General features: G+C 40.9%; 21 protein-coding genes. 12 read left to right on the top strand and 9 right to left on the bottom strand.

The genetic code is table 11. The features are described 5' to 3' along the window. Window positions 1–3 precede the first annotated feature (3 nt). The 7 genes from CBG49_RS02160 to CBG49_RS02130 form a co-directional block, all read right to left on the bottom strand. On the bottom strand, window positions 4–3,534 hold the full coding sequence (locus CBG49_RS02160; RefSeq protein WP_088593184.1) for a SusC/RagA family TonB-linked outer membrane protein: 3,531 nt from the start codon (window positions 3,532–3,534) through the stop codon (window positions 4–6). A 209-nt stretch (window positions 3,535–3,743) separates the two neighbouring features. Continuing rightward, complete coding sequence (locus CBG49_RS02155) at window positions 3,744–4,721, bottom strand: FecR family protein (protein WP_088593183.1); 978 nt, start codon at window positions 4,719–4,721, stop codon at window positions 3,744–3,746. 58 nt (window positions 4,722–4,779) lie between these two features. Then, window positions 4,780–5,940: a 5-(carboxyamino)imidazole ribonucleotide synthase gene (locus CBG49_RS02150; protein ID WP_088593182.1), complete on the bottom strand. Its 1,161-nt coding sequence runs from the start codon at window positions 5,938–5,940 to the stop codon at window positions 4,780–4,782. Window positions 5,941–5,949: 9 nt separating this feature from the next. Continuing rightward, window positions 5,950–6,996: an endonuclease/exonuclease/phosphatase family protein gene (locus CBG49_RS02145; protein WP_088593181.1), complete on the bottom strand. Its 1,047-nt coding sequence runs from the start codon at window positions 6,994–6,996 to the stop codon at window positions 5,950–5,952. A 53-nt stretch (window positions 6,997–7,049) separates the two neighbouring features. Further along, a complete protein-coding gene (locus CBG49_RS02140) occupies window positions 7,050–9,692 on the bottom strand; it encodes a transglycosylase domain-containing protein (protein WP_088593180.1) in 2,643 nt (880 codons plus the stop codon). A 22-nt stretch (window positions 9,693–9,714) separates the two neighbouring features. Further along, on the bottom strand, window positions 9,715–10,272 hold the full coding sequence (locus CBG49_RS02135; RefSeq protein ID WP_088593179.1) for a GNAT family N-acetyltransferase: 558 nt from the start codon (window positions 10,270–10,272) through the stop codon (window positions 9,715–9,717). Next, complete coding sequence (locus CBG49_RS02130) at window positions 10,259–10,438, bottom strand: hypothetical protein (protein WP_009412052.1); 180 nt, start codon at window positions 10,436–10,438, stop codon at window positions 10,259–10,261. Before CBG49_RS02130 ends, CBG49_RS02135 begins: the two co-directional genes overlap by 14 nt. A 188-nt stretch (window positions 10,439–10,626) precedes the next feature. Here CBG49_RS02130 and CBG49_RS02125 point away from each other — a divergent pair, with 188 nt between their 5' ends. Genes CBG49_RS02125 through CBG49_RS02115 form a run of 3 tightly spaced genes read left to right on the top strand, consistent with a single transcriptional unit; the run spans window position 10,627 to window position 12,581 of the window. Beyond that, on the top strand, window positions 10,627–11,013 hold the full coding sequence (locus tag CBG49_RS02125) for a hypothetical protein (RefSeq protein ID WP_088593178.1): 387 nt from the start codon (window positions 10,627–10,629) through the stop codon (window positions 11,011–11,013). Between the two features lie 17 nt (window positions 11,014–11,030). Further along, window positions 11,031–11,564 (top strand): DnaJ domain-containing protein, encoded by a 534-nt coding sequence (locus CBG49_RS02120; RefSeq protein ID WP_088593177.1) that lies wholly within the window; start codon window positions 11,031–11,033, stop codon window positions 11,562–11,564. A 39-nt stretch (window positions 11,565–11,603) separates the two neighbouring features. Then, window positions 11,604–12,581 carry a LuxE/PaaK family acyltransferase gene (locus tag CBG49_RS02115; RefSeq protein ID WP_472266234.1) on the top strand — a complete coding sequence of 326 codons (978 nt, stop codon included), beginning with the start codon at window positions 11,604–11,606 and terminating at the stop codon, window positions 12,579–12,581. 239 nt (window positions 12,582–12,820) lie between these two features. On the opposite strand, the gene CBG49_RS02110 is transcribed toward CBG49_RS02115, so the two are convergent. Together CBG49_RS02110 and CBG49_RS02105 are read right to left on the bottom strand one after the other, a co-directional pair. Beyond that, window positions 12,821–13,612 (bottom strand): hypothetical protein, encoded by a 792-nt coding sequence (locus CBG49_RS02110; protein WP_088593175.1) that lies wholly within the window; start codon window positions 13,610–13,612, stop codon window positions 12,821–12,823. Window positions 13,613–13,931: 319 nt separating this feature from the next. Continuing rightward, window positions 13,932–14,192 (bottom strand): Sec-independent protein translocase subunit TatA/TatB, encoded by a 261-nt coding sequence (locus CBG49_RS02105; protein ID WP_002681286.1) that lies wholly within the window; start codon window positions 14,190–14,192, stop codon window positions 13,932–13,934. Window positions 14,193–14,301: 109 nt separating this feature from the next. Here CBG49_RS02105 and CBG49_RS02100 point away from each other — a divergent pair, with 109 nt between their 5' ends. From CBG49_RS02100 to CBG49_RS02060, 9 genes are all read left to right on the top strand, one after another. Further along, on the top strand, window positions 14,302–15,276 hold the full coding sequence (locus CBG49_RS02100) for a M23 family metallopeptidase (RefSeq protein ID WP_088593174.1): 975 nt from the start codon (window positions 14,302–14,304) through the stop codon (window positions 15,274–15,276). Window positions 15,277–15,451: 175 nt separating this feature from the next. Continuing rightward, window positions 15,452–16,204, top strand: a complete 753-nt coding sequence (locus tag CBG49_RS02095; RefSeq protein ID WP_088593173.1) for an ankyrin repeat domain-containing protein — start codon at window positions 15,452–15,454, stop codon at window positions 16,202–16,204. A gap of 91 nt (window positions 16,205–16,295) precedes the next feature. Continuing rightward, a complete protein-coding gene (locus CBG49_RS02090) occupies window positions 16,296–16,526 on the top strand; it encodes a hypothetical protein (protein WP_088593172.1) in 231 nt (76 codons plus the stop codon). A gap of 114 nt (window positions 16,527–16,640) precedes the next feature. Then, on the top strand, window positions 16,641–17,414 hold the full coding sequence (locus tag CBG49_RS02085) for a DUF695 domain-containing protein (protein ID WP_088593171.1): 774 nt from the start codon (window positions 16,641–16,643) through the stop codon (window positions 17,412–17,414). Between the two features lie 36 nt (window positions 17,415–17,450). Further along, window positions 17,451–18,365 carry a glutaminase gene (locus tag CBG49_RS02080; RefSeq protein ID WP_040361704.1) on the top strand — a complete coding sequence of 305 codons (915 nt, stop codon included), beginning with the start codon at window positions 17,451–17,453 and terminating at the stop codon, window positions 18,363–18,365. A 236-nt stretch (window positions 18,366–18,601) separates the two neighbouring features. Further along, window positions 18,602–19,132 carry a hypothetical protein gene (locus CBG49_RS02075; RefSeq protein WP_088593170.1) on the top strand — a complete coding sequence of 177 codons (531 nt, stop codon included), beginning with the start codon at window positions 18,602–18,604 and terminating at the stop codon, window positions 19,130–19,132. 38 nt (window positions 19,133–19,170) lie between these two features. After that, window positions 19,171–19,701, top strand: coding sequence for a hypothetical protein (locus CBG49_RS02070; RefSeq protein ID WP_088593169.1), 531 nt, complete (start codon window positions 19,171–19,173; stop codon window positions 19,699–19,701). Window positions 19,702–19,950: 249 nt separating this feature from the next. Continuing rightward, entirely contained in the window at window positions 19,951–22,263 is a 2,313-nt protein-coding gene (locus CBG49_RS02065; protein ID WP_088593168.1) for a TonB-dependent receptor family protein, read from the top strand. 2 nt (window positions 22,264–22,265) lie between these two features. Continuing rightward, window positions 22,266–25,619, top strand: coding sequence for a SusC/RagA family TonB-linked outer membrane protein (locus CBG49_RS02060; RefSeq protein ID WP_088593167.1), 3,354 nt, complete (start codon window positions 22,266–22,268; stop codon window positions 25,617–25,619). Window positions 25,620–25,663: the final 44 nt, after the last annotated feature.

The raw sequence follows: 25,663 nt of genomic DNA, 5'->3' as shown, positions 1-25,663 counted from the left end.
GTGTTAGAATTTTAAGTTTAAACCAAGAGTGAAGGTACGAGCCAAGGGATATACGCCGTAATCCTCACCACTGGTAGTAGCATCGGTACGGTTAGATACTTCGGGGTTGTAACCTTCGTAATTTGTAAAAGTATACAAGTTTTGAATGCTGCAATATAGGCGTACATTACTAAAATACTTACTGATGTTTTTAGGTAGATTGTAGCCCAAAGTAATGTTTTTGATACGCAAATATGATCCATCTTCTACGTGCCAAGTGCTGGTTACTCCATTTTGACCTTTGCTCACGCGATTGGCGCGCACATTCATCCCACTACCTGGATTACTTTCTGATTTCCAACGGTTGAGAGCTCCGCGATAGTTGTTCATATTTCCTTCGTGATTGTAGAAATAACGGCGGGAGAGGTTTAGAATTTGGTTGCCATATACACCTTGAAAATCTATTTTGAAGTCGAAGTTTTCGTAACTGATACCTGTACCAAAAGCATAAGTGAATTTAGGGAGATAGTTACCCACGATGGCACGGTCGGTATCTAAGATATCTAAGCGTCCATCACCATTCACATCCTTAAATTTGAAGTCACCTGGTCGAGAGGTTTGGTAATCGTAGTTGTTGGGAGTGTCAATATAGTGTAAAGAAGCATCTACTTCGGCTTGGTTTTTAAATACGCCTTCCACTACAGGCAAGTAATAAGAACCGATAGACTCTCCTACACGAGTGATAAAATAAGCGTTAGCAATCGAACCTGAAGAAATGATATCAGCATTGCCTGGCCCCAATTCTTTCACTGTATTGATATTCTTAGAATAGTTGAAGTAAGGCTCGAAGTTCCATTTGCCCCAATTGATATTGCTGGAGAGATTGATTTCTATTCCTTTATTGTTTACTTTACCAATATTTTCTAATCGGGTAGCGAAACCTGTAGTACGTGGAATAGGTACATTCAACAACAAATCGTAAGTGTTACTATTGTATAAGTCGAGACCGAGATTGAGGAGTCCTTTCCAAAGAGAAGCATCAAAACCTACATTCAATTGAGCGGTTTTTTCCCATTGCAAATTAGGATTAGGTAATGCACTGGCTCCCATCCCCTTTACTACTGCTGGTGAAGAACCTCCTAATACATAGCTGTAGTAGCTAAATTCGCCTTGAGCTCCGTAGTTAGGAATGCGGAAGTTACCTGTAAGCCCATAGCTGGCACGGAGCTTTAAGTCGGTAAGGAATTTTACGTTTTGCATAAACTCTTCACCTGTAACGCGCCAACCTGCTGAAAGTGATGGAAAGTAGCCCCATTTGTTGTTGTTCCCAAAACGAGAAGCTCCATCGGCACGGAGAGCAGCTGAAAGCATATACTTGCTTTTGTAAGAATATTGTAAGCGTGCTAAAGCAGAGAGTAGAGCCCATTCTGAAGCCTGAGAGTTCCCTCGTGTTACAGTACCAGCATTGAGGGTTTGAATACTATTGGAGATAAACCCATTAGCAAACATATAATTGCTCTCATCGCGTTGGTATTGCATTGTCCAACCTCCTAAAGCATTGAGGTGATGTTCGCCAAAATTTTTGTTGTAGTTCAAGGTTTGTTCAAATACCCAATTATAGCGCTGAGAGGTTTGAGAAGTCGCTTCAGCTTCTGAAGGCGGATTACCTGCCGTATTAGAAAGTGGAATAGTAGAGGGTTTGAAAGTGCTTTGAGCATCGGAGAAAATATCAAAGCCAAAGTCCATTTTGTAGGATAAACCTTTTAGAAACTCAGCCTCAGCATATACTTTACCAAGCAAGCGGTTTGCTTTTGTTTGGTTTGAAGTAAGGCGCGCTAAGGCAACAGGATTCCACGCTTGAGTTTGTGAATTACCTATTCGTTTTACGCCATTTACCATTGTAGTAGTGCTGGCACTCCATTCGTTTTGAGCAAAACTAAAGGTTCCATCAGGGTTGTATACAGGAAAGATAGGTGCGTAGTGCAAAGCTGAGGCAATCACCCCTCCACCATTTTCGTTGTAGGCGCCATTTGCATTTACTTTATCTTCTTTTACAAACGAAGGATTGAGAGAAGCTCCAAATTTAAAAATTCCTGTTTTGCCATCTAAATTCAGGCGTAAGCCTATACGTTCAAAGTTGGTACCTATCACTATACCGTCTTGGTTGAGGTAATCTAAAGAGGAATAGTACTTTAGGTTAGGAGTTCCTCCTGAAATTGAAACAGAGTGGTTGGTCATTACTGCTGTACGGAAAATCTCATCTTGCCAATCGGTATCGGTGAGCCCTTGTACGCCTTGTAAATAAGGTTGTAGCTCTACAGGGATAATAGTGTTATAGTCGTTGTTAGTATTTTTAAGACGAGTGGCGTTATCGTCGGCTGATGAAAAGCTAATAGGCGCTTGGCTACGTGCTGCACGGCGTTTATTGATAGATTCCATACGGTCTGCATACGAATTGTTACGTGCGTCTTTTACTAAATCGGCATATTCGTAGGCATTAAGAAGGTCAATTTTTTTAGAGACGTTTTGAATAGAGAGGTAAGTATTGTAAGAGAAGGAAGGTTTGCCTTCTGCACCTTTTTTAGTTGTGATGAGCACCACCCCATTACTACCACGAGAACCGTAAATAGCTGCTGAAGAGGCATCTTTGAGTACTTGAATTGACTCAATATCGTTGTTATTGAAAGTGTTGAGGTCTTCTTTAGCTAAAGGCACTCCATCTACCACATATAGAGGGGCAGTTCCGGCGGTGATGGTGCCTACCCCGCGTACACGTACTTGCAAGTTAGCTCCAGGCGCCCCTGTGTTCTGAGCGATATGTACTCCAGGCATCTTTCCTACCATTGCTTCGGCTACCGAGCTAACCGCTTTGTCTTCTAAATCTTTTGCTTTTACACTGGCAATAGCGGTGGTTACATCACCGCGTTTTTGTACACCATAACCCACTACTACTACTTCGTCTAACTCAGTCGTATCTTCTTTGAGGACAACTTTAAATTGAGTGTTTTTACCGATAGTCACTTCTTGTGAATGATAGCCGATAGAAGAAAATACGAGGGTTTGAGCATCAGTAGGGACTTCTAAAGAGAAGTTGCCGTCAAAATCGGTAGCTACTCCTATGGAAGTGCCTTTCACTACTACACTTACTCCAGGAATAGGTATTCCTTTTTCATCTACCACCGTCCCTTTTATAGGTCGTCTATCGGCAGTTGCCTTTGGGGCGTTCACTTTCACCGAAATACTGTTGTGAATACGCAGAAAGCTCACCCCGTATTCAGTAGCTAACTTTTGTAAGATACTGTCTACTGAATCGCTTTGATAACTAAAATCCACTCGTTTTTGTAGTGCTTTCAGTTCGTTGTTGTACACAAAGCTCAATTGTGTTTGAGCTTCAATTGATTTTAAAACATCTAATATAGATGCTTTTTTTAAATTTAGCTGAATTTTTGTGTTTTGAACCTCTTGGTGAGGGGTCGCATTCATCACTAAAGGACAACACAAGAAAGCCATAGCTAAAAGCCACTTTGTGGTTTGATTGCGAAATTTTACATTCATAAAAAATAGTTTATAAGGTTCTTATTTTGATAAAACTGTTAAAATGCTTTAGTGCTGATATTCAATGATATATTTTAATATTTGAATAGGAAAGCATTTCCATTTCTTTCCTTTTTCACTTATAAATACCAAAAAAGTAGCAATACACACATAAAAAATAAAAAAACTGCCCGAGAAGGCAGTTTTTTAAGAATAGGAAGTAAGAAACCTTAGTAGCTGCTTCTTGTGCTACAAGTTCCTTTGAGTACTAAATGTTGGCTGTCGATATATTCGTAGCTGAGTTCTGAATGGATAAAGATGAGTTGTTTGAGAACTACATTTAAGTCTTCTTTTACAAAAGTACCCGATAAATGGCAGTGTTCAGCGTTTTCTACCTCTAAGCGTATTTGCACACCGTAGAATTTTTCAATTTTTTGTACCGCAGTGGGTAAGGAGCTTTCACGGAAGCGCAAAATACCCTCTTTCCAGTCGATGAAGTCGTTGGTAGCGACGTTTTGCACTTGCATTTGTTGAGTTGTTTTTTGGAAGACAGCTTGTTGTGAGGGGAGTAGTTCGCATTGTTGTGCCCCTGCTTGCACCCTTACTTTGCCGGTAACAAGGGTTACTCTTGCTTCATTTTGTGAAGGAAAAGCCTCAATGTTGAAGCTGGTACCTAATACTTCGGTGGTGAGTTTTTCAGTTTTTACAATAAAAGGTTTTTGTGGATTATGAGTAACCTCAAAGAAAGCTTCACCGTCCAATTGTACTTCGCGTTTTTCAGTTGTAAAAGCTGAAGGATATCGCAAACTGCTGCCGCTGTTGAGGGTAACAGTAGATCCGTCGGGCAGAGTGAGGGTTAAGGTTTTACCTTTAGTAGCCGATGCACTGAGCCACTGGATTGGGGTGCTCATCGCTGTAGGGTTAGGTGAGGAGAAGAACCAGCTCCAATTGGCAATACCTATTATCAGCAATAATACTGCCGCCGCTGCCACCGACCATCGGTAGTAGAAGGGTTGCGGGGAGAGCTTTTTAGTGATTCGCTGGGAAAGCTCACTATGCACGGTATCGGCAGAAGTGTGGGCAAAAACTTCAGAGGTATTTTTTGCTAAAAGCTTATTTTCAAAGTCTTTTAGTATTTTGTTTTCATCTGTTGAGGTGTTGCCCTGCAGGAATTTACGGATGATATTTCTGAAAGTATAAGTTTTCATATTTTTTCTTTTTCAGTTATAAATACCAAAAAGGGGAGGGGACACACATAAAAAGGGGTTAGTGGATAGAGATTACTTTTATCGTTTGTTTTACTTTTTCAGCAATGACTCGGGCTTTTTCAATGTCTTTATTTACAATGGTTACGTGTCCCATTTTTCTAAACGGACGGGTTTGGCGTTTGCCGTAGATATGAGGGGTAACGCCTTCCATTGCTAATATTTGTTCTATATTTTCGTATATCACATCGCCTTGGTGGCCTTCAGCCCCTACGAGGTTTACCATTACACCTGCTACTTTGCTATCGGTGTTGCCTAATGGGAGGTCTAAAATGGCGCGTAAATGTTGTTCAAATTGGTTGGTGTAAGCTGCTTCTATGCTGTAATGTCCTGAGTTATGCGGGCGTGGAGCTACTTCGTTTACTAACACCTCGTCTTCAGCCGTTAGAAAAAGCTCTACGGCTAAAAGTCCTACTACCTGAAAGGCTTGGGCTACTTGTACGGCTATTGCACGTGCTTTTTGGGCGATTTCCTCGCTGATACGCGCTGGACATAACACATATTCCACCTGATTGGCTTCGGGATGAAACTCCATTTCTACCACGGGGTAAGTGGTTGCCTCACCGCTCACATTGCGGGCGACGATCACGGCTAATTCCTTAGCGAAAGGCACTAAATTTTCGGCGATACACTCTCCTTCGGGTAGAAGGGATAGGTTGGGCAATTGTCGTACGATTTTCACGCCATTGCCATCGTAACCAAAACGCGCTGATTTCCATACAAAAGGCAGTGTTATTTGTTGGTTTGCTACGGCTTGTTGCAAATTGGCTAAGCTCTCAAAGCGATGAAAAGGGGCGGTAGGGATGTTGTGAGTGGCGTAGAACTGTTTTTGGGTAGCTTTGTTCTGTATCAACTCAATAGTTTGAGGAGAGGGGTATACTTTTACCCCTTCGGATTGTAGTTTTTTAAGGGCATCGACATTCACATTCTCAATCTCAATGGTGAGTACATCTACCTCTTTACCAAAGTTGTAGACGGTATTAAAATCGGTGAGAGAGCCTTGTACAAAGGTATTGCAGGCAATGCGACAAGGGGCATCGGCAGAGGGGTCGAGCACCTTAGTGGTGATGTCGAATTTGCGAGTTTCGGTGAGGAGCATCTTGCCGAGCTGTCCGCCACCAAGGATTCCTAAAGTAAAGTTTGATGAAAAATAGTGAGGCATAAGGTTGATTTATTTCAATTCTCTAATCAAATACATATATATGGGGAAGTGGTCGGAGTAGCCCCAAGTGTAGTTGCCGTTGCTCATACTGCGGAAAGGATAGCCTTTGTAGCGCCCTTTGGGGTTTGCCAAATAAGGACGATTGAAGATGCCTGTTTTCCAATAGCAATAACTGCTCTTGTCTTCTTTGAGCAAGTCGTAAGTGAAATAGAATTGGTCGAAAAGATTCCAACCGTCTTGATAGGCGAGAGTACCCATACCTTTTTTAAGCATCGCTTCCATAGGGTCGAACAGTTCCCCTGGTTTTACATCTTCTTTTTTGCCTTTTGTTTTGAGTACATTTTTAAAGCCAGAGTTAATAGGGTCGTCGTTGAAGTCGCCCATCGCAATAACTTTGGCGTTAGGGTCTTTTTTGAGTAGAGAATCGATGATTTGCTTGTTCAGAGCGGCTGCTTTTTCGCGACTGGGGCGGCTTTTGGCTTCTCCTCCTAAACGTGAGGGCCAGTGATTTACGATAAAGTGTATCATTTCGCCGTCTAACTCACCGCTTACGAGCAGTTGGTCGCGAGTGTAGAGGGGTTTGCCGTCGTCTTTAGTGAGGTGCAGAGGGTGTGCAAATGAGGAAACGGGCTTGAACACGCCTTTTTTGTAGATGAGCGCTACATCTACCCCACGTGCATCGGGGGAATCGTAATGCACGATGCCATAGTTGTAACGTTTGAGATACTCGGTATTGATAAGGTCTTGTACAACAGCTTCATTTTCTATTTCGGCAAGTCCTACTACATCGGGGGCGTGGTGGGTTACATCGTTACCGATTTCGGAAATGACTTTAGCAATTTTCTGCACGTGGTCGTTATAGACTTTAGAAGTCCAGCGGTCGGCGCCCTCAGGGGTGCGATCGTCGTCGAATTTATTAGGGTCGTTGATAGTGTCGAAAAGGTTCTCCACGTTGTAAAAAGCAATCGTTCTCACACTAAATTTTTTTTGTTGAGCCTCGGCATTGAGTACCGCTAAAAGTACAAGCGATACCGTTAAAGTTACAATTCTTTTCATTTATAATTTGGTGTTTTTTTAGCTGTTTAGTTTCAAAATAGCAAATCGGTAAATTATTGAAATATTCTCCCGAAAAAGCCTTTCTTTTTAGGTTTGTCTTCTTCTTGTTGTTGGGTGGAGGAGGCGGTGTTTTTGGCTGCTGCCGAAGGGTTTACCACATCGTCTATAGAAATTTCTTCCTCACCATTATCTATATCGTTTAATTTGCCTTTGCGCTCGTAGATGCGGTAATGCACTTCGCCTGCTCTAATCGTATCTTTTACAGCATTGCTATTGCTGAGGAGACGGTCGAGGAAACCTTCTCTTACCACGGGTTCACAATTGATTATCTCCTCGCGTATCTCGTCGGGGACGGAGAAGGTAGCGCGGGTGATTGCGTTGAACTGCTTGTTGCGGTTGAGTTGTGATACAAAGAGGGCTGCAATAGGCAGTGCTGAGTTAGCTCCTTGCCCCAAATAGGTAGCGCGGAAGCCTATCTGCTGGTCGTTGCCTACCCAAACAATCATCACCAAGTTAGGCAAGAGTCCTGCAAACCAACCGTCTTTATTATCTTGGGTTGTACCTGTTTTACCGGCAAGGTCATTAGTGAGCCCATATTGTCCGCGCATTCTGGCAGCTGTTCCTTCATTCACTGTAGCGCGCATCAATTGGATCATCTGTTGGGCAGTGGTTTGGCTGATAGCAGCGGCTTCTTTTTTAGGTTTGTGTTGCCAGATAATTTTTCCTTTTTTGTCGGTGATTTTTTCTATAAAATACGGTTGTGAGGGTACGCCGTTATTGGCAAAGGTGGTATAAGCTTTAGCCATTTCAATCACTGATAATTCGGCTGAACCTAAGGCGATAGAGGGCACTTGTGGCAAGGCTGTTTGGATACCCATTGCGCGCGCTTTCCTGATGACATTGTTGAGTCCTGTATAGAAGAGCGTTTGTACTGCAATAGTGTTCAGTGATTCTTTAAGCGCCTTGCCTACAGAGTAGTAGGTATAAGGGTCGTCGTCGGTTTTAGAGGCGTTGCGCGGAGTCCAGAATTTTTCATCGGCGTAGGTGAGGGCGCGTGGTGAGAAGTGAGTGCATACAGGCATTCCTACCTCTAAGGCAGTAGCATAGACAATAGGTTTAAAAATAGACCCAACTTGGCGTTTGCTTTGCAACACGTGGTCGTACTTGAAGTGCTCAAAATCAACACCTCCTACATAACTTTTTACAGCTCCCGTTTGTGGATTCACACTCACAAAACCTGTGTTGAGCAAGCGGATATAAAACGACAAACTATCGAGGGTACTGTGTTTTTGCACTTCGTCCTGAGTGTAGAAACTCAAGTCCATAGGTTTTTTCTCGCTGAGTTTTTTCCAAATAGTTTCATCGTTGAGACCTTGGGCTTTTAGTTCTTTATAAGCGGGGAGTTTTTTAGCTTCTTGGAGTAGCCAGTCGTTATCGGTTTTCCAAGGAGGGTTTTTGCCATAAGCAGTTTCAAAATCTTTTTGTAGGCGCTCTAAGTGTTTTTTCACGGCAGCCTCGGCATATTGCTGCATAGTACGGTCGATAGTGGTGTAGATGCGCAACCCATCTTTGTAGATATTATAGGGCGTACCGTCTTCTTTTTTAACGTCTTTCAACAATTCGGGGAGTTGCAAGCGTATTTGTTCGCGGAGGTAAGGCGCGAGACCTTCGTTTTCGATGTTGTTATAGCTAATTTTCAGGCTGTCTTGCTTGTGGACTTCAAAGTCTTTATCGGAGAGGAGTCCATTTTTTTTCATTTTTGCTAATACCACATTGCGGCGTTCTTCACTTCGCTTGGGCGAGGTACGCGGATTGTAGTTTTTATTAGCTTTGAGAGATCCTACTAAGGTAGCAGCTTCGTTGAGGGTGAGTTCTTTGGTGTGTTTGTTGAAAAATCGATGAGCAGCAGCCTCTATACCGTAAGTATTGTCGCTAAAAGGTACGGTATTGAGGTAGAGGGTGATGATTTCCTCTTTAGTATAGACTTTCTCAATACGGCTGGCGATAATCATCTCTTTGATTTTATGCACGGGCATTGAGAGTTTTCCATAGCGCTCGCCACGCCCGAAAATGTTTTTAGCCAACTGCATCGTAAGGGTACTACCCCCGCCCGAAGAATCATCTTGCAAGAGCAGTGTTTTGAAAAATACCCTAAAGAGGCTTCGCATATCCACGCCACTGTGGCTGTAAAAACGCTCATCCTCGGTGGAGATGAGGGCATTTACCAAGTAAGGAGGAAAATCGGAATATTCAACTTTAGTGCGGTCAAAAATGTAGAATTTTCCTAAGAATTCACCGTGGTCGTCGTAGATGAGGCTTGCTTCAGCTTGGCGGAGCTCCTTGAGTTCTTGTTCGGTAGGTAATTTGCCAAAAACACCAAAATATACTAAAGAGAAGAGCAATAACAACATTGCTACCCCTGCTCCTACAGCAATACCTGCCCATTTGAGGTAGAATTTGTAGGTTCGGGGTTGTTTGCCTTCGCGCTTGCCGCTGAAGAGTTTATAAAATAAATAGGGAATGCCAATAAGCAGTAATACAAGGGCATACCAAGTGTATTTGAGGCAGTAACGCAGTAGTTTATATACCATAGAACCTAAAGCCAAAATCCCTTCCATCATTAGAGAAAGGAGGGAAGCTATCAGGAGCAGCCCTTGGGTAATAAGTTTTTTGAATGATATATTTTTTATTTTCATATAGATATATGTGAACTACAGATTAGTTATTAATAAATGTAGTTATATCAAAGAACATTAATTGTGTGTGTTCATTTTCAATTTCTTTAGTAAGAAATTTAAAACCCATTTTTTGGTAGAAAGGAATGGCTTGATTATAAGCGTCGACAGTGATAAGTCTACAAGCCTGATTTTCATTAAACTTTAGGCAATTACTTATTATAGAAAACAATATCATTTTTCCTAATCCCTTTCCTTTACAACTTTTATCAATTCCTAAACGACCTATTTTTAAGGAAGGAATACTTTTTAGATGTCTTTTAGGATAAGGTAGTAGTCCCTTTCGAAATTTATTGTATTGACTTACAGAGGGGAACATTTCTTCCTTTAGTTGTAAGCTGTCATTTAGCAAACTATAGTATCCTAATGTACGTTCATTATTTTCTATAACAAAAGTAGTTGCTAATAGTTCTTTTTTATAAAGAATAGCTTCGTTAAATAAAAAATCGTTTAAATCGTCGTCTTCACAATCAAAAGGTTTGATGGTATGAGTTTCTGTAAGTAATAAAACTGATACTTCTTGAAAATTATCTATTTTCATAGTTGTTTGTTTTAAACAAAGCTCTAAATTTTTTAGCTTCTTCTTCTATTTTTTCACGAGTAATTCCTAACTTTTTTACATCATCTTTAAAAGAAGCTAATTTTTTGTAAAAATTAATTACATCTTGTCCTTCTAACACGGGAGTAGGTTTAATCTCTCTTGCCATTTTTATAAAAATAATTGTTCAACAATGCAAAAGTACAAATTAATTAATAATTACCAAGTAATGGAGAATAAAATTTGGGTGCAGAGAGAGATTAGCGAGAAAAAGTTTTTGATATAGGTTTTTTGTTATTTACTAAAAAATTTATACTTTTGCCGCTTCAGTAATAAAGGATTATAAAAATAAGTGTGATGATATACTATGTACTTCTTTCCTTAGGCGTGGTTGTGCTGCTTTATCTGCTTATTATGCAAGGAATTGCAAATCTTAAGCGCGAAAAAGCAAAAGATGAACTACGCGAAAAATGGCAAAATGCCCTTATCGATGAAAAACGAACTAAAGAAACCATTATGGAAGTCATCAAAAAAACTTTTGGTGAGGCAACGGTTAGTAGTATTGAAAAAGGTATATACAAAGAAAGTATGCCCGATTATCTCGTGAAAATGGCTATCGGTCGCCCTGTGAGCGTCCAGCCCGTAGTGTTCCACGGCATCCCTACCGAACGCTGGTTCTACAAATCTGTCGTGCTTAGCTTTCAGAGCGGCCGACTTATAGGCTGGGAAACCAATGATAAATAACTCCAAATAACAGGACTATGACAGTAAAAGATTACTACCAAGTGCTGGGACTCACCCCTGAATCCCCTACTGAAGAAATACGCACCGCCTACCGCAAACTCGCTAAAGCTAATCACCCCGATAAACACAAGGGTGACCCTATTTACGTAGAAAAATTTAAAGACCTCCAAGAGGCCTACGATGTGCTCTCGGATAGCTATAAACGCAAAGAATACGACGATCAGCTGGCGCGCCAAAATAGCTATAACAATAAAAATACTAAAAAAGAATCGAAAAAGGCGGATAAATCTTCTAACAACGCGTCAAAAACTTCACAACCTGATGAATTTTCACAGCCCGAGCAACCTTCACAACCTCGCCCTGAGGAAATTAAGGATATGCACACCTTGGTGGATATGTATTTCAAAAAACGAGATATCACCCTCCAAGCACGTAAACAATACGACAGTTTTCTCGCTTCTCCACGCAAAAAATATATCAATTGGGTAACATTTATAGCTCTGTTGCTCTTTATCGCAGGAGTTGTTGTGGCAATGATGTTCCTCAGTTAACAAGTAACAGGTAACAGGTAACAAGTAACAGGTAATAAGATTCAACTATCAACAAACATAGATTTTACGGCTACTGCCTTGGATACTTTTCGCTATCAATACGAAAATAACGAGGTATACCACCGTTTTTGTACCCTATTACAGCGCACTCCCGAAAAAGTAACTGCTCTCGAGCATATCCCTTTTTTGCCTATTGAATGCTTCAAAACGCATAAAGTGTATTGTGGCAACGCGCCTCACCAGCAAATCTTCACCAGCAGTGGCACCACAGGCGCACAAACTTCCCGACATTATGTGAAAGACCTCAGTATCTACAAAGAGAGCTTTCGCAAAGGATTTGCATACTTCTATGGCGATATCCGCAATTATGTGGTATTAGCTCTCCTCCCTTCGTATTTAGAGCGCACGGGCTCTTCGCTCATCACTATGGTAGCCGACCTTATTGAGCGCTCAGGTAGTGAGTATAGCGGTTTCTATCTCAATGAATACGACCTCTTAGCTGAGCGTTTGCAAACCCTCGATGCTTCGGGCAAGAAAGTACTGCTCATAGGGGTATCCTTTGCCTTACTCGACCTTGTTGAAAAGCATACTTTTTCCTTAAAAAATACTATTGTAATGGAAACTGGCGGAATGAAAGGTCGGCGTAAAGAACTCGTGCGAGAAGAGTTGCACGCTATACTTTGCCAAGGTTTTGGGGTGGCAATGATTCACTCCGAATACGGAATGACCGAACTGCTCTCGCAAGCCTATTCTGCTGGTAAGGGTATTTATAAGTGTGTACCTTGGCTCAAAGTGCTTATACGCGATACCAATGATGCGCTTAGTTATCTGCCTACTGGCAAAACCGGCGGACTTAATATCATCGATTTGGCTAATAGAGAATCGTGTAGTTTTATTGCTACCCAAGATTTAGGAAAGCTACACCCCGATGGTACTTTTGAAGTATTAGGGCGCTTCGACAATGCCGATATCAGAGGGTGCAATCTGTTAGTGATGAGCGAAAATAGTGAAAAGTGAAAAGTGAAGAGTAATTTTTAAGTAAAGGTTGCGTTCTATTCATTGGCAAATTGACAAATTTGCTAATTTGCTAATTATTTTTATGGTTACAAGCAATGACGATGTTTTTAAAGAGATTCGATATTTTAGAAGTTCAAAACAACAACCCTTATTTTAACAGAAAAATTCCCTTGCAGTGTAAAACTGCAAGGGAATTTTTTTTTAAGTAAAGTAACTATTTCGTCATTCGCAATTAGTAACTATCTCACCTTAGTAAGATATATGGTTATTAAGCCTTTATCACTTGGTGTACTGTAGGAGAGCTTGGTGTTGTTATCTGAAAAGACAAACGCTAACTCCTCTTTCTTTTGAGGATCGGTAATATCGTAATATTTACCACCTTCTTTTACCCATTCGCAGGTTGTGACGGTCTTTTGGCATCGCCCGCTCTGGTCAGGCACATTAAGATACAACGTAAATCCTATAGAGCTAGCTATTACAGTTCCGCTCAAACATTTGCCATCTTGTACAATAGCTTCTGTTTGTCCTACAGTAGCTTTAGTCATTCGCCAGTATCCTACAAAAGGGTCGAGATAACTATAGTTTACTCCTTTTTTATGGAGCATTCGTGTTTCATAATAACCCTTACTAGTTTTAGAAGTAATGATAAGCTCCTTGTTTTTCATTTTGTAATCTACAGTAACGGTTTTTCCTTTTCTGTCGGCAGGAGAATCAGCTCTCACAGTTAGGTTAAAAACACCGTTGGAAGTGGTGTAATCGTAATATACAAAATCTTCTTTACAAGTACCTCCTTCTTCATAAACACGTTTGTGTTTAAATACTTTATCGGAAATCTCAAAGCGTGTTTGTTCTGCACATTGGTTGGGGGAACGCCAATTGTATTTTCCTATATTTTCGTCCATATTATATAGCATATAGAGATACCAATCCCCAGTGAGTGAAGTGCTACCTCCGCCGTTGTCGTCGTCTTTCCCGCAAGAGGAAAGGCATAATGCTGTGGCAATGAATGCCGAAAAAATTAGTTTTTTCATATAATATTTGTATTATTCTCTCTGCCGTTCCCTCTCTCCCAAAGAGAGAGGGTCAATCTGGTTAAGAGGGGGTTAAAAATGTTGTTTATGATTTATTGGACAAGTCAGACGTGTCAGACCAGTCAGACTCCTGCCCCCTGACCCCTGTACCCTGAAACCTGACATCGGGGCAAAGGTAATAAAAAATATCTTTATATCCTAATTTATATTGCTAATTAATTATTAACAGAAAACCTCCCCTTGCAGTTTGTACTACAAGCGGAGGTTTTTAAGTTACATTTATTGCTTGTGCGGCTCGCACCTTTGGCTAAATGTAGGTTTATTGTTCATTGTTCATTGTCAATTCTTCATTGTCAATTGTTTTTTTAAGTTCTTCAATCTCTTTTTGGGTGTCTTCTACGATAGTAGTGTCTATTCCCGTGTGATTGATATGATGATGAATTTCAGTTTTAATCTCATCAGTAGCATCGCGCAATTGACGCATTGTTTTGCCTAAACCACGTGCAACCTCTGGGAGCTTATCTGCCCCAAAAAGTATTAAAACCATAAAAAGTATAAATATAATCTCTGAAATACCCATAATATAATTAGCAAATTTGTAAATTAGCAAATTGGCAAATGCGGAGCAAAATTACATTTTTTTTGTCACAAAATAGTAAATATCATATTTTTTTTATACTTTTGCCCGTATGAAAAAGGTAAAATATTATTATGACCCCGAGACGCTCTCGTATAAACGCATTCGCAATCGCAAGCGTACAAAGGTGCGCAATGCCCTGATATTCCTCACGGCAGCAGCTCTCTTTGGGATTTTATTTTCTTTGGTAATGATTAACTCACGTCTGTTTTTCACCCCTCGTGAGGTGGTGTTGGCACGCGAGATAAAAGCCTATGAAACCAACTACCAAATCCTCAACAAAAAAATGGAATTGGCGGAAGAGGTGCTTGCCGATATCCAAGAACGCGACAACAATATGTACCGTCTATACTTCAACGCTCCTATCATCCCCGATAGTATCCGCAAGAGCCTTAAAAACCCCAACCGCTATAAAGACCTCGAAAAATTTGGCAACTCTAAACTTGTTGCCAGCACCAATGAGCGTTTAGATGTGTTGCGCAAACAGTTGGTTGTACAATCTAAATCGCTTGATGAGATTACCAAACTCTCTAAGGCTAAAGAAAAATTCCTCGCTTCTATTCCCGCTATTCAGCCTATCAACAACAAAGATTTAAAACATATGGCTTCAGGCTATGGTTGGCGCACCGACCCTTTTACCAAAGCCCGTAAGTTCCATTATGGTATGGACTTCGCTGCTCCTCAAGGCACTCCTGTATATGCTGCTGGCGATGGCGTGGTAGTCCGTGCCGATAGCAACGCTTCAGGCTATGGTAACCACATCCGCATTGACCACGGCTATGGCTATGTAACCCTCTACGGGCACCTTTCTGCCTACAATGTGCGCGCCGGTCAGCACGTGAAGCGCGGCGACCTCATCGGCAAAGTAGGAAGCACAGGTAGGTCTGAAGCACCTCACTTGCACTATGAGGTCATCAAAAATGGCGAACATATCAACCCTATTCACTTCTACTATGGCAACCTCACCCCCAGCGAATACGCCGATATGCTACACGTCTCTACCCAAGAAAACCAATCGCTTGATTAGGGGTTAGAGGTTAGGTGTCAGGTTTTAGGTGTTAGGTTTCAGACTCGTCAGAGGAGTCTGACTTGTCAGATATTCTTACCTCCAAACAACCTCTAAAAAATACTCCAGAAACCTCCACAAAGAACTGCTAGAACTTAGAGGCTTTAGCAAATTGAAATCAAAAATCTATAATTAGATGAAAAAAATACTATTTCTTTTTATTCTTAGCAGTTTTATAACAGCTTGTAAGCAACATAAGAAAACTTATGTTGCTGATATCAAAGAAAATACAATTGCTATTGACTCTTTTTATCACAAAGAAAATGTATTTAAATATACTCAGCTGGGTATAGAGTGTAAAAGAGGAAATTTAGACAATGTAAAACAACTTCTTGCTAAAGGAGCAAATAGTAGATTTGAAAAAAAAGATGATTATTTGATATATGATGCCTTGTTTGTGTCTATAGAAAATCGTCATTTGCCTATTGTTAAATATCTTGTAGAAAACAAAGTAGATATAAATCAAATATATACAGAAGAAGGACTAACACCTCTTGGATTAGCTCGTAAAATAGGAGACAAAGAGATTGTTTCGTATCTTATAAAACAAGATGCAATTAAGTACTCTTCAGATTGGTTGGCAACATACTCAGGTCATTTTTTATATTTAAAAGAAGAAAAGGCAGACCCTCGTGCTCAGGGAAAAATCTTAGTAAAAATAGATGATAATATTGCTCATTTACAGATAGAAACTTATGATAAAAGTAATGATAAGGAATATGTTTTTAAAGGAGAAAAAAACAACGAAATTTCATTTGTAGATTTGAAAAATGAGGATTATATAAAAATAATAAAGAAAAGCAGTACGTACCTTCTCAAGAGTTCTTTTTTAGATAGATTGTTAGATGAAAACAACTTATATACAATAGAAAAAGTAATCAGCAAATGAGAAAATCAGCAAATCTTTATGATGAATACTCCCAAAAACTCCACAAAGAACCATCAGGACTTAGAGGTTGTAGCGAATTGAAATTAAAAATATGTGCGCCTTTTATGAGGCGTGGCAGGAGTTAGATACTAATTTGGAAATTGCAATTTCCAAATTGCAAATACCTGATAACAAAGACTTTATTAATTTGCCAACCGCGGTTGGCAAATTAGAAACAAATTCGGTAGCTACGGCTGCCGAAATGCCTGAACAGTTTCAGCGTGTATTACCTAATATAGAAGAGTTGCGCAAAGTATTGTCAAATCAACCTACTGATAAATAAATCTATGATGAGCAACCCTCAACACCTCATTCACATCGTACAACAAGCCTTTTCAGGCACGCGCCTTAGGCAAAACCATATTTATAGTAGCAACTAATAATAAATTAAACATAGATGACTCATAAAAATCTCCCCAAAAATTGGGATTTCTTTATGTGCCGTATTGAAGGCGCTCCTGCCTCTATACGCACCAACTTAGCCTTAGTTGATATAGCACCTCTTGAAGGACTCACACAGCGCTTGCAGTTCTATATCAAAATGCAAAACCCTAGACCCGACGGACTTTCTTCCAATGAAGAATATCCTATCCTCTGTGATATAGAGGACGCTATAGGCGAAAAAGCGGGAGCTACAGGGGCTGTATTAGCAGGGGTGGTGAAATCGGAAGGGTTTTTAGAATTGTGGTTTTATACCCAAAATGCTGAGGCGTTGGCAAAAACTTGTGAAGAAGCATTACAAGCTTTTGAGGGCTATCAGTCGGGGTATAATATAGCCGAAGACCCCGAGTGGGAAGATTATTTTGGTTTCCTCTACCCTGATGAGTTTTCTTACCAAACGATGCAAAACCGCAAAGTGCTAATGCAACTCGAAAAGAATGGCGATAAGATGGAAGTGCCTCGCGAAATCGACCATTTTATCTACTTCAAAGAAGCGGATCAACAACAGGCTTTTGCCAAAGAAGCTGAAGACAAAGGTTTTAAAGTGCGTTTTAACGATGATGAATTTGTGGAAGATCGAAAAGCAGAAGGAAAAGAATATCCCTATATGGTAGAAGCCACCCGTGAGGACAGTCCGTTGGCTATCGATGATATCGTATGGGACTTGTTAGAACTCGCCTCTCCTTTTGAAGGTAATTACGACGGCTGGGGCTGTGTAAATGTACAATAAAAAATTAATTATTAACTGTCAATTGTTAATTGAAAAATGAAATATTCTAAAATAATCGATGCTGTTTATGAGGAAGTATTAAAGGGCGAAAATGCTGGTACCGTCCCTACTTACATCCCCGAATTAGCACAAGTAAACCCCGAGCAGTTTGGAGTCTATTTCTATAGCCTCAACAAGCAATCCTATGGCATAGGCGACTGCGATGTAAAATTTTCGGCGCAGAGTATCGCCAAGGTGCTCGCTCTCTCTTTGGCGTATAGCATTATAGGCGACCAATTGTGGAAACGTGTAGATGTAGAACCCTCAGGTACCTCGTTCAACTCTCTCGTCCAATTAGAAGCCGATAATGGTATTCCGCGTAATCCGCTCATCAATGCAGGGGCGATAGTAGTGTGTGATATTTTGCTCTCTATTTTAGAAGATGCCGAAGCCGATTTTCTTACTTTTGTACGTGAATTAGCTAACGACGATAGCATCAACTATTCTATTTTAGTAGCCGAATCGGAAAAATCAGTAGGGTATCGCAATTTTGCCTTGTGTTATTACATCAAGTCGCTCGGAAATATAGAAAACGACCCTATCGAGGTGCTTAACTTCTATTTCAAACTCTGTTCTTTGGAACTCACTTGCAAATCGATGGCGTATATATTCTCATTTCTTGCCAACGATGGTATCCGTATGCACGACCGCGTACAAATCCTTACCGAAACCTGTACCAAGCGCGTAAACGCCATAATGCAAACCTGCGGATTTTATGACGAGTCGGGGGAGTTTGCTTTTAAAGTAGGTTTACCAGGGAAGAGTGGAGTAGGAGGGGGGATTGTTGCCCTATTGCCCAATCATTACAGCATAGCGGTATGGAGTCCCAAACTCAACGACAAAGGCAATTCGTATAGAGGAATGAAGTTCTTAGAAATGTTTACCGCCCAAACGCATACCTCTATTTTTTAGTTACATTGTAGGGGCGTTTTGCAAACGCCCTTATAAAATAAAACGTTTTGCAAACGCCCACATAAATAAAACTTTTTGGACACTCTCTTATAAAATAAAACATTTTCGAACATCCTCTTATCGCTACACTTTGCCAAAGGTGCGAGCCGCACAGGCTGGAAACTTAGGCAAAGTTGACTACTCTGATTATCAATCTGTTGGTAATTTTTTTTGTTTGACTATATAAAAATAGAACTATGAAAAGAATTGTATTTTTCCTTTTATTACTAATATTTATAGCTTGCTCTAAAAATGTAAATATAAAAAAAGTAGGTAATAGTTTTTTTGAAAATGATGTATATATAGACAGTCAAGGTTGTCAATATATAAAGATAACAGAAGATTATAAGCAAGTGAAAGATAATCTTTTTGAAGATAAACAAGGGAATTTGTATATACAAGGAACTAACAATATGATCTTTTACTATTCTCGTCCAATATACATATCAGAGCTTTATGCTATGAACTCTGATAAATTAAAAATAAAGGACATTGTAGATAGAGATACGTATGAAAAATTAGCAGATACAGGTTTTTCAAAAGATAAGCAATTCTTATACCTATTAAAAGAGTGGTCAGACAGATGGGAATTACATATTATTAGCAAAGACCCCAATAAATATAAACTCATTTGGAAAAATTGCAGATATTATCTTTATTCTGATGGTAAATATTATTTGAATCAAGATGTTTTTACAGAAGAAGAATTGAATATGCCTCAAAAATAACAAATGTGGACTTTTACTTTATTTAAACAGCTTCGGATATGAAAAATTCTATAAATAAATTTAGTGCACTTCTGTTTTTACTATTAGGGGGAGCTAATTGCACTAACAACACACCTAAGCAACAAGAAAATGTGATTATTACTCCTGCTCCTCACCTAAAAAAAGAAGTGGTGGTACAATTAGATAAAATCAATAACAAAGAGGCAAAACTAACAATTACTAATTACTTAGACGAACCTATTTCCACAAATATGTTTGTGATAGGTACAGATATATTGGTTTTAGAATTTCAGGCAAATGATACTATAAGAGAAATGACTTGTCTAGCTCCACCTATGCGTCCCATTAACATAAGAGAATATGATACTATTTTAGCTCCTAATGCTAAAATAGAAACACTTTCTTCTATGGCTGTAATGAGAGAATGTGAGGAAATTTTTAAAATAACAGAACCCAACATAAAAATGCGTGCTGCCATTTGGTTCAAATATGTGAATCGAGATGAAAAGTTTATTCAGCGTTCTAATTGGATTATTTATAAAAATGAAGGGCATTATAACCCTAAGTAACGTGAGTTCGGCGTAAGTAATTATTTAACAATCAGTAAAATATTTTTAATCTCCCACAAAAATAGTAGCTAAAGTCTTTAATTTTTTATTATAAAATAAAACATTTTTGGACATCCTCTTATAAAATAAAACTTTTATAGATAGCCGATTTTCTTCGTAATTCGTAATTCGTAACTCGTAATTCCCAATCCCTTATTTGTTTTATTTATAAATAATACGTACTTTTGCGCCCGATTTTAAGATTTCTATATGAAAGCATTAGGTGTTTTTATACTTTTATCTTGGCTATCAACCTCCTTTGCTTTTGCTCAACAAAATGAACAACAGAAAGATACCATTCAAAAATTAGACGAAGTAACGGTATCGGCTCAGCAAATATTAGGTAGCAAGTTTCAGGCGCGCAACCGTACAGGCTCAGCATATTACATCTCTCCTCAAGAAATCCAAAAAATGGGCTATACTGATATCAACCGTATGCTCAAAGCTGTCCCTGGGGTGAATGTGTACGAAGAAGATGGTTATGGCTTGCGACCTAACATCAGTTTGCGAGGCACTAAAGCAGAGCGAAGTGAGAAAATCACCTTGATGGAGGACGGTATTTTGGCAGCTCCTGCTCCTTATGCTGCCCCTGCGGCTTACTATTTTCCTAATGCAGCTCGTATGCAAGCGGTGGAAGTGGTGAAAGGCAGTAGCCAAGTGCAATATGGTCCGTTTACTACTGGTGGGGCTATCAATATGGTATCCACGGCTATCCCAACCAAATTTTCAGCCAAGCTAAGTGCTTCCGGTGGAACTAACAATACCCTTAAAACGCACATCAATATAGGCGACAGTAAAAAACACTTTGGCTATATGGTGGAATACCTCCGCTACCAGTCCGATGGCTTCAAACATTTTGAAAACAAACAAAATGCAGGCTTCAAACGCAACGATTGGGTTGCCAAATTCAAAGTGAATACGGCTAAAACCGAAGGGGCTAACCACTCTTTTGAGCTGAAAGCGGGCTATGCCGATGAGGATTCTAATGAAACTTATGTAGGTCTTACGCAATCCGATTTTGCCCGAACGCCTTTCCTGCGCTATGTAGGCTCTCAAAAAGACCACCTCACAACTCGCCACACTCAGTGGGTGGGCACTTACTTACTTCAGTTTTCTAACCGACTAAAATTTACTACTCACTTCTATTACAATACCTTCTTCCGCAATTGGTACAAACTTGAATCGGTGAAATACGGCACTTCAGCCAACGAAAAACGCACCATTGGGCAAATTCTCTCCGACCCCGAAACTAATGCTCCTTATTTTGATATACTTTCAGGTAAAACCGATAGTCGCGTGTTCTACAACGACTACGAACGCTTGAAGGACAACCCTGGACTCTTTGTGCGCGCCAACTACCGCAATTATTTCTCTCGTGGCGTGCAAACCAAAGCTGAATACAAAGCGATATGGGACAATTGTTATTTAGACAACGAGTGGGGGCTGCGTTACCACACCGATGAAGAAGACCGCAACCAGTGGGATGATATCTATGCAATGAAAAAACAGCAAATGCAACTCCTTTGGAAAGGGGTGCAGGGTAGTCAGTCAAATAAGATAACCCGTGCCAATGCCTTAGCGGCTTATTGGCTTTCTAAACTGACTTACAAACAGCTCACTGTAACTGCGGGCTTGCGTTTTGAGCATATAGAATTGTTAGAAAAAGATTATACTACTGCCGATACCCGCCGTACAGGGCAAAAACGCATAGAAACCACTAATGTAGCCAATGCCGTAATACCCAGTTTGGGGTTGCATTACAACCTCACCGATTGGTTGTCTGCTTTTGCTGGTGTACACAAGGGCTTTTCACCTCCAGGGGTAAGTAAAGAAAAGCGCGTGATGGACAGGAATGGCAATATCACCCTACTCACCGAAAACCAAAAACCCGAAAGCAGTATCAACTTTGAAGTGGGCTTGCGTGTGAATTACAAACAGCTAAAAACTGAAGTGATAGGTTTTTACAACCATTACAGCAATATGTTGGGCAGCGACCTTGCAGCTATGGGCGGCACAGGTACCCTCGAACAGTTCAACGTGGGAGAAGCTGTTGTGAAAGGAGCTGAGTTTATCGCACAATATCAGCCATTCCCTGAGGAATCTCCTATAAAAACCCCCTTACAACTCTCCTACACCTTCACCGATACCGAGATGAAAAACTCTTTCGAGAGCAACTCTTGGGGGCGAGTGATTGCTGGTGACGAAATTCCTTATATCAACCGCCATAGCCTCAACTTGAGTATAGGAGCCGAGTACAAAAAATACGAACTGAATATAGGTATTCGCTATAATGGTGCTGTGCGCACTGAACCAGGACAAGGACTTATTGCCGAACGCCATAAAATTCCTGCCTATACCATTATCGATGTTGCTGCTAAAGCGCATTTTGCACGCCATTTTACCCTCACCCTAAATGCTATCAACCTTACCAATCGCACTTATTTGGTATCCCGTCACCCTTCAGGATTGCGCCCAGGGCATCCTTTAGGTATTTTTGGCGGTATCATTTACAAAGTAAATTAACGATGAACAAACTGTCATACATATTTCTTTTTCTCCTCGTAAGCCTATCTGCTAGCGCTCAAACCTTTACCCTCAAAGGAACGGTAAAAGAAACCAATGGCACTCCGCTGTTGGGCGCGACGATAGTGGTGAAAGAATCACATATAGGCACCAGTACCGATATGGAGGGGCATTTCAGCATCAAAGCGCAGGTAGGGCAAACTCTTGAAGTGAGTTATGTGGGAATGAAAACCCAACGCTTCAAAATCAAAGGGGAAACCCTGCAAATCATACTCCAAGAAGAAGCCCAAGCCTTAGAGGGGGTAGTACTCACGGGCTACCAAAAAATACAAAACCGTGTATTTACAGGGGCAGCTGCTTCGGTGAAAATGGACAATATCAAAATGGAAGGTGTTGCCGATATATCGCGTATGCTCGAAGGGCGTGTGGCTGGGCTTTCTATCCAAAATGTAACGGGCTCTTTTGGCTCGGCGCCGCGCATCAACATTCGCGGGGGGGCTTCTATCATAGGAAATGTACAACCGCTTTGGGTAATCGATGGGGCAATTTATGAAGATTTGGTGTCCCTCAGTCTTGACCAATTGGTTTCGGGTGATGCGGTTACCTTAGTGAGCTCGGCTATTGCCGGACTCAACGCTACTGATATAGAGGATATACAAGTGCTGAAAGATGCATCGGCTACTTCTATGTATGGAGCGCGCGCCCTCAATGGGGTGATTGTTATTACAACCAAATCGGGCAAACGCGATACGCCTAACCGCATTACTTATAGCTACGAACAGAGCTTCCGCACCATTCCGTCGTATAAAGATTTTGACTTGCTGAACTCGCAAGAAACGATGTCACTTTTGCAAGAGATGAACAGCAAAGGCTATTTCAATTTGCAAAACACCCTCTACGGCAGGCGCAGTGGCATTTACTACCAATGGTATAAGGGCGTGAGTACCATCAATCCCAACACTGGCAACTACTACTACCCCAATACGCCAGCAGCTCAAGCTGCCTTTATGAGAGAACGCGAATACGCCAATACCGATTGGTTCAAACATCTTTTTTCTATCAACCCTATACGCAGCCACACTATTACATTTAGCGGAGGAGGCAAAAACAGTACAAGTTATGCTTCTTTGGGCTATTATCACGACAGTGGCTGGACGATTACCGATAATGTGAAACGCATTACTGCTAACCTCAAAAATACTTTTTATATCAACGACCAACTAAAAGCTACCTTTACTGCCGTGGGGAATTTACGCAGTCAGAAAGCCCCTGGCACTTTTGCACAGCGTAAAAACACAGCGGTAGGTGCTTTCGAGCGCGATTTTGATATCAACCCCTTTTCGTATGCTTTAGGTACCTCACGCACCTTGAGACCTAAAGATGCGCAGGGCAATTTGGAGTACTACCGCAACAATTGGGCGCCTTTCAATATTTTGGAGGAATATCGCAACAACTATATGAAAATCGATGTACTCGACTTCAAAATACAAGCCGAAACCTCTTACAAGCTCAATCCGCATTTAGAAGTTACTGCCTTAGTATCAGCGCGCCAAGCACAAACCCAATCATCACATTACATCACCGAAAATTCTAATGTTATCAAGGCGTTTCGCGCCAATGAAACCCCTCAGGTAGCCAATGATAATATCTATTTGCTCAAAAATAAGAACAATCCTTTAGCACCTCCGCAAATAGCGCTCACCAATGGGGGTATTTTTAACAAAACTGAAACCTCTCTCAAAAGCTATATGGGGCGATTCGCTGTTGATTATCATCGCACCTTGCACGAGCATCACGACCTCAAAGCCTTTGGCTTTGCCGAAATCCGCTATGCCGACCGTACTGTTACGCCTTTCCAAGGCTACGGCATTCAGTATGACCGCGGCAATCAGGTGTTTACCAATCCGCTTATTTTTCAAAAGCTCCTCAACGAGGGCAACAACTATTTTGCGCTTACCGAAAAGTACGACCGAGGCATTACCTTTTCGGGCAGTGCGACTTATGGTTATAAAGGCAGATATATTGCCAATGCCGTGCTGAACTACGAAGGGTCTAATACTGCCGGTCGCGGTACGCGCTCTCGCTGGTTGCCTACGTGGAATGTGGGGCTGAAATGGCATATAGACGATGAACCTTTCTTTGAAAGCAAAAACATCAGTACCCTTGATTTGAGAGCCAGCTACGGACTTACTGCCAAAATGAACGAGCAAGCGATAAATTCTTATAGTGTATTCCAAAACTATGTGCAAAACCGTTACCGCTTTAGTGATAGAGAGAACGCTTTGCGCTTGCAGCACTTAGAGAACCGCGACCTCACTTGGGAGAAGATGTACGAGCTGAACCTTGGTGTCGATGCAGGATTTTTCAACAATCGCATCAGTATGTCGGTAGATATTTATCAGCGCAATTCATTCGACCTTATCGACCTGATTCGCACCTCTGGCATAGGCGGTGAATACTATAAGTACGCGAATTTTGGCGATATGCGCACCCGCGGCATAGAGCTCTCTCTGAATACCAAAAACATACAGCAGAAAGATTTCCAATGGACAACTACTATCTCGTTCAGCTATATGAACCAAAAGATTACCCGCTTGCTCAACACCCCTAACACTTTCGATATGGTATCGGGTACAGGGCGCGGCAATATCGTGGGTTACCCTAAAGGATCTTTGTTTTCGTTCAACTATCAAGGGGTGAACCATCAAGGCTTACCTACCTTTGATTTCGGACTCTATCCGCTCAACAACCGCGCGAATGCCAATGTAGTAGGTGCTGATTTTCTCGACGCGCAGTACTCAAAATCTTACCTTATCTATCACGGCTCGGTAGAACCCAATGTGATTGCAGGGCTCTCTAATACTTTTACTTATAAAAATTGGGAAGCCTCTTTCTTTATTTCGGCTCAAGCGGGGAATAAAATCCGTTTGAACCCTACTTTCGATCCCGCTTTTGGCGATTTGAATGTCTTTTCTAAAGAATATTACAATCGCTGGTTGCATCCTTACGATGAACTCCGTACCGAGGTGCCCTCATTGCCTTCACAGAGTCTTATTAACCTCATTGGCAAGGAGAATATAGAGCGCGCTTATAATACATACAACTATTCTCAAAATCGCGTAGCCGACGGCAGCTTTGTGCGTATGAAGAGCATATCATTGGGCTACCGCGTACCCAAAAAGGCTTTGGAACGCTATGGTATGAACAGCCTCACCGTGCGAGCGCAAGCCACTAATCCATTCCTTATCTATTCCGATAGCAAACTTAACGGTCAAGACCCTGAGTATTACAAGTCTGGAGGGGTATCATTACCTACCCCCAAACAATATACCTTGTCATTCCAAATAGGATTTTAATTAGGTAACAAGTAACAGTTAATAGCTAACAGATACTAACTTAT

This window comes from Capnocytophaga endodontalis, from assembly GCF_002209445.1.
GTDB lineage: Bacteria > Bacteroidota > Bacteroidia > Flavobacteriales > Flavobacteriaceae > Capnocytophaga > Capnocytophaga periodontitidis.
The sequence above is the reverse complement of the archived record's forward strand: the minus strand, read 5'-3'. Positions and strand labels throughout refer to the sequence as shown.

Coding starts and splice junctions, on each gene's coding strand:
- CBG49_RS02095 (WP_088593173.1), top strand. CDS start 15,452: ATGAAAAAAATACTATTTCTTTTTATTCTTAGCAGTTTTATAACAGCT.
- CBG49_RS02075 (WP_088593170.1), top strand. CDS start 18,602: ATGAAAAGAATTGTATTTTTCCTTTTATTACTAATATTTATAGCTTGC.
- CBG49_RS02100 (WP_088593174.1), top strand. CDS start 14,302: ATGAAAAAGGTAAAATATTATTATGACCCCGAGACGCTCTCGTATAAA.
- CBG49_RS02130 (WP_009412052.1), bottom strand. CDS start 10,438: ATGGCAAGAGAGATTAAACCTACTCCCGTGTTAGAAGGACAAGATGTA.
- CBG49_RS02085 (WP_088593171.1), top strand. CDS start 16,641: ATGACTCATAAAAATCTCCCCAAAAATTGGGATTTCTTTATGTGCCGT.
- CBG49_RS02150 (WP_088593182.1), bottom strand. CDS start 5,940: ATGCCTCACTATTTTTCATCAAACTTTACTTTAGGAATCCTTGGTGGC.
- CBG49_RS02105 (WP_002681286.1), bottom strand. CDS start 14,192: ATGGGTATTTCAGAGATTATATTTATACTTTTTATGGTTTTAATACTT.
- CBG49_RS02070 (WP_088593169.1), top strand. CDS start 19,171: ATGAAAAATTCTATAAATAAATTTAGTGCACTTCTGTTTTTACTATTA.
- CBG49_RS02135 (WP_088593179.1), bottom strand. CDS start 10,272: ATGAAAATAGATAATTTTCAAGAAGTATCAGTTTTATTACTTACAGAA.
- CBG49_RS02125 (WP_088593178.1), top strand. CDS start 10,627: ATGATATACTATGTACTTCTTTCCTTAGGCGTGGTTGTGCTGCTTTAT.
- CBG49_RS02065 (WP_088593168.1), top strand. CDS start 19,951: ATGAAAGCATTAGGTGTTTTTATACTTTTATCTTGGCTATCAACCTCC.
- CBG49_RS02110 (WP_088593175.1), bottom strand. CDS start 13,612: ATGAAAAAACTAATTTTTTCGGCATTCATTGCCACAGCATTATGCCTT.
- CBG49_RS02145 (WP_088593181.1), bottom strand. CDS start 6,996: ATGAAAAGAATTGTAACTTTAACGGTATCGCTTGTACTTTTAGCGGTA.
- CBG49_RS02140 (WP_088593180.1), bottom strand. CDS start 9,692: ATGAAAATAAAAAATATATCATTCAAAAAACTTATTACCCAAGGGCTG.
- CBG49_RS02060 (WP_088593167.1), top strand. CDS start 22,266: ATGAACAAACTGTCATACATATTTCTTTTTCTCCTCGTAAGCCTATCT.
- CBG49_RS02155 (WP_088593183.1), bottom strand. CDS start 4,721: ATGAAAACTTATACTTTCAGAAATATCATCCGTAAATTCCTGCAGGGC.
- CBG49_RS02090 (WP_088593172.1), top strand. CDS start 16,296: ATGTGCGCCTTTTATGAGGCGTGGCAGGAGTTAGATACTAATTTGGAA.
- CBG49_RS02160 (WP_088593184.1), bottom strand. CDS start 3,534: ATGAATGTAAAATTTCGCAATCAAACCACAAAGTGGCTTTTAGCTATG.
- CBG49_RS02080 (WP_040361704.1), top strand. CDS start 17,451: ATGAAATATTCTAAAATAATCGATGCTGTTTATGAGGAAGTATTAAAG.
- CBG49_RS02120 (WP_088593177.1), top strand. CDS start 11,031: ATGACAGTAAAAGATTACTACCAAGTGCTGGGACTCACCCCTGAATCC.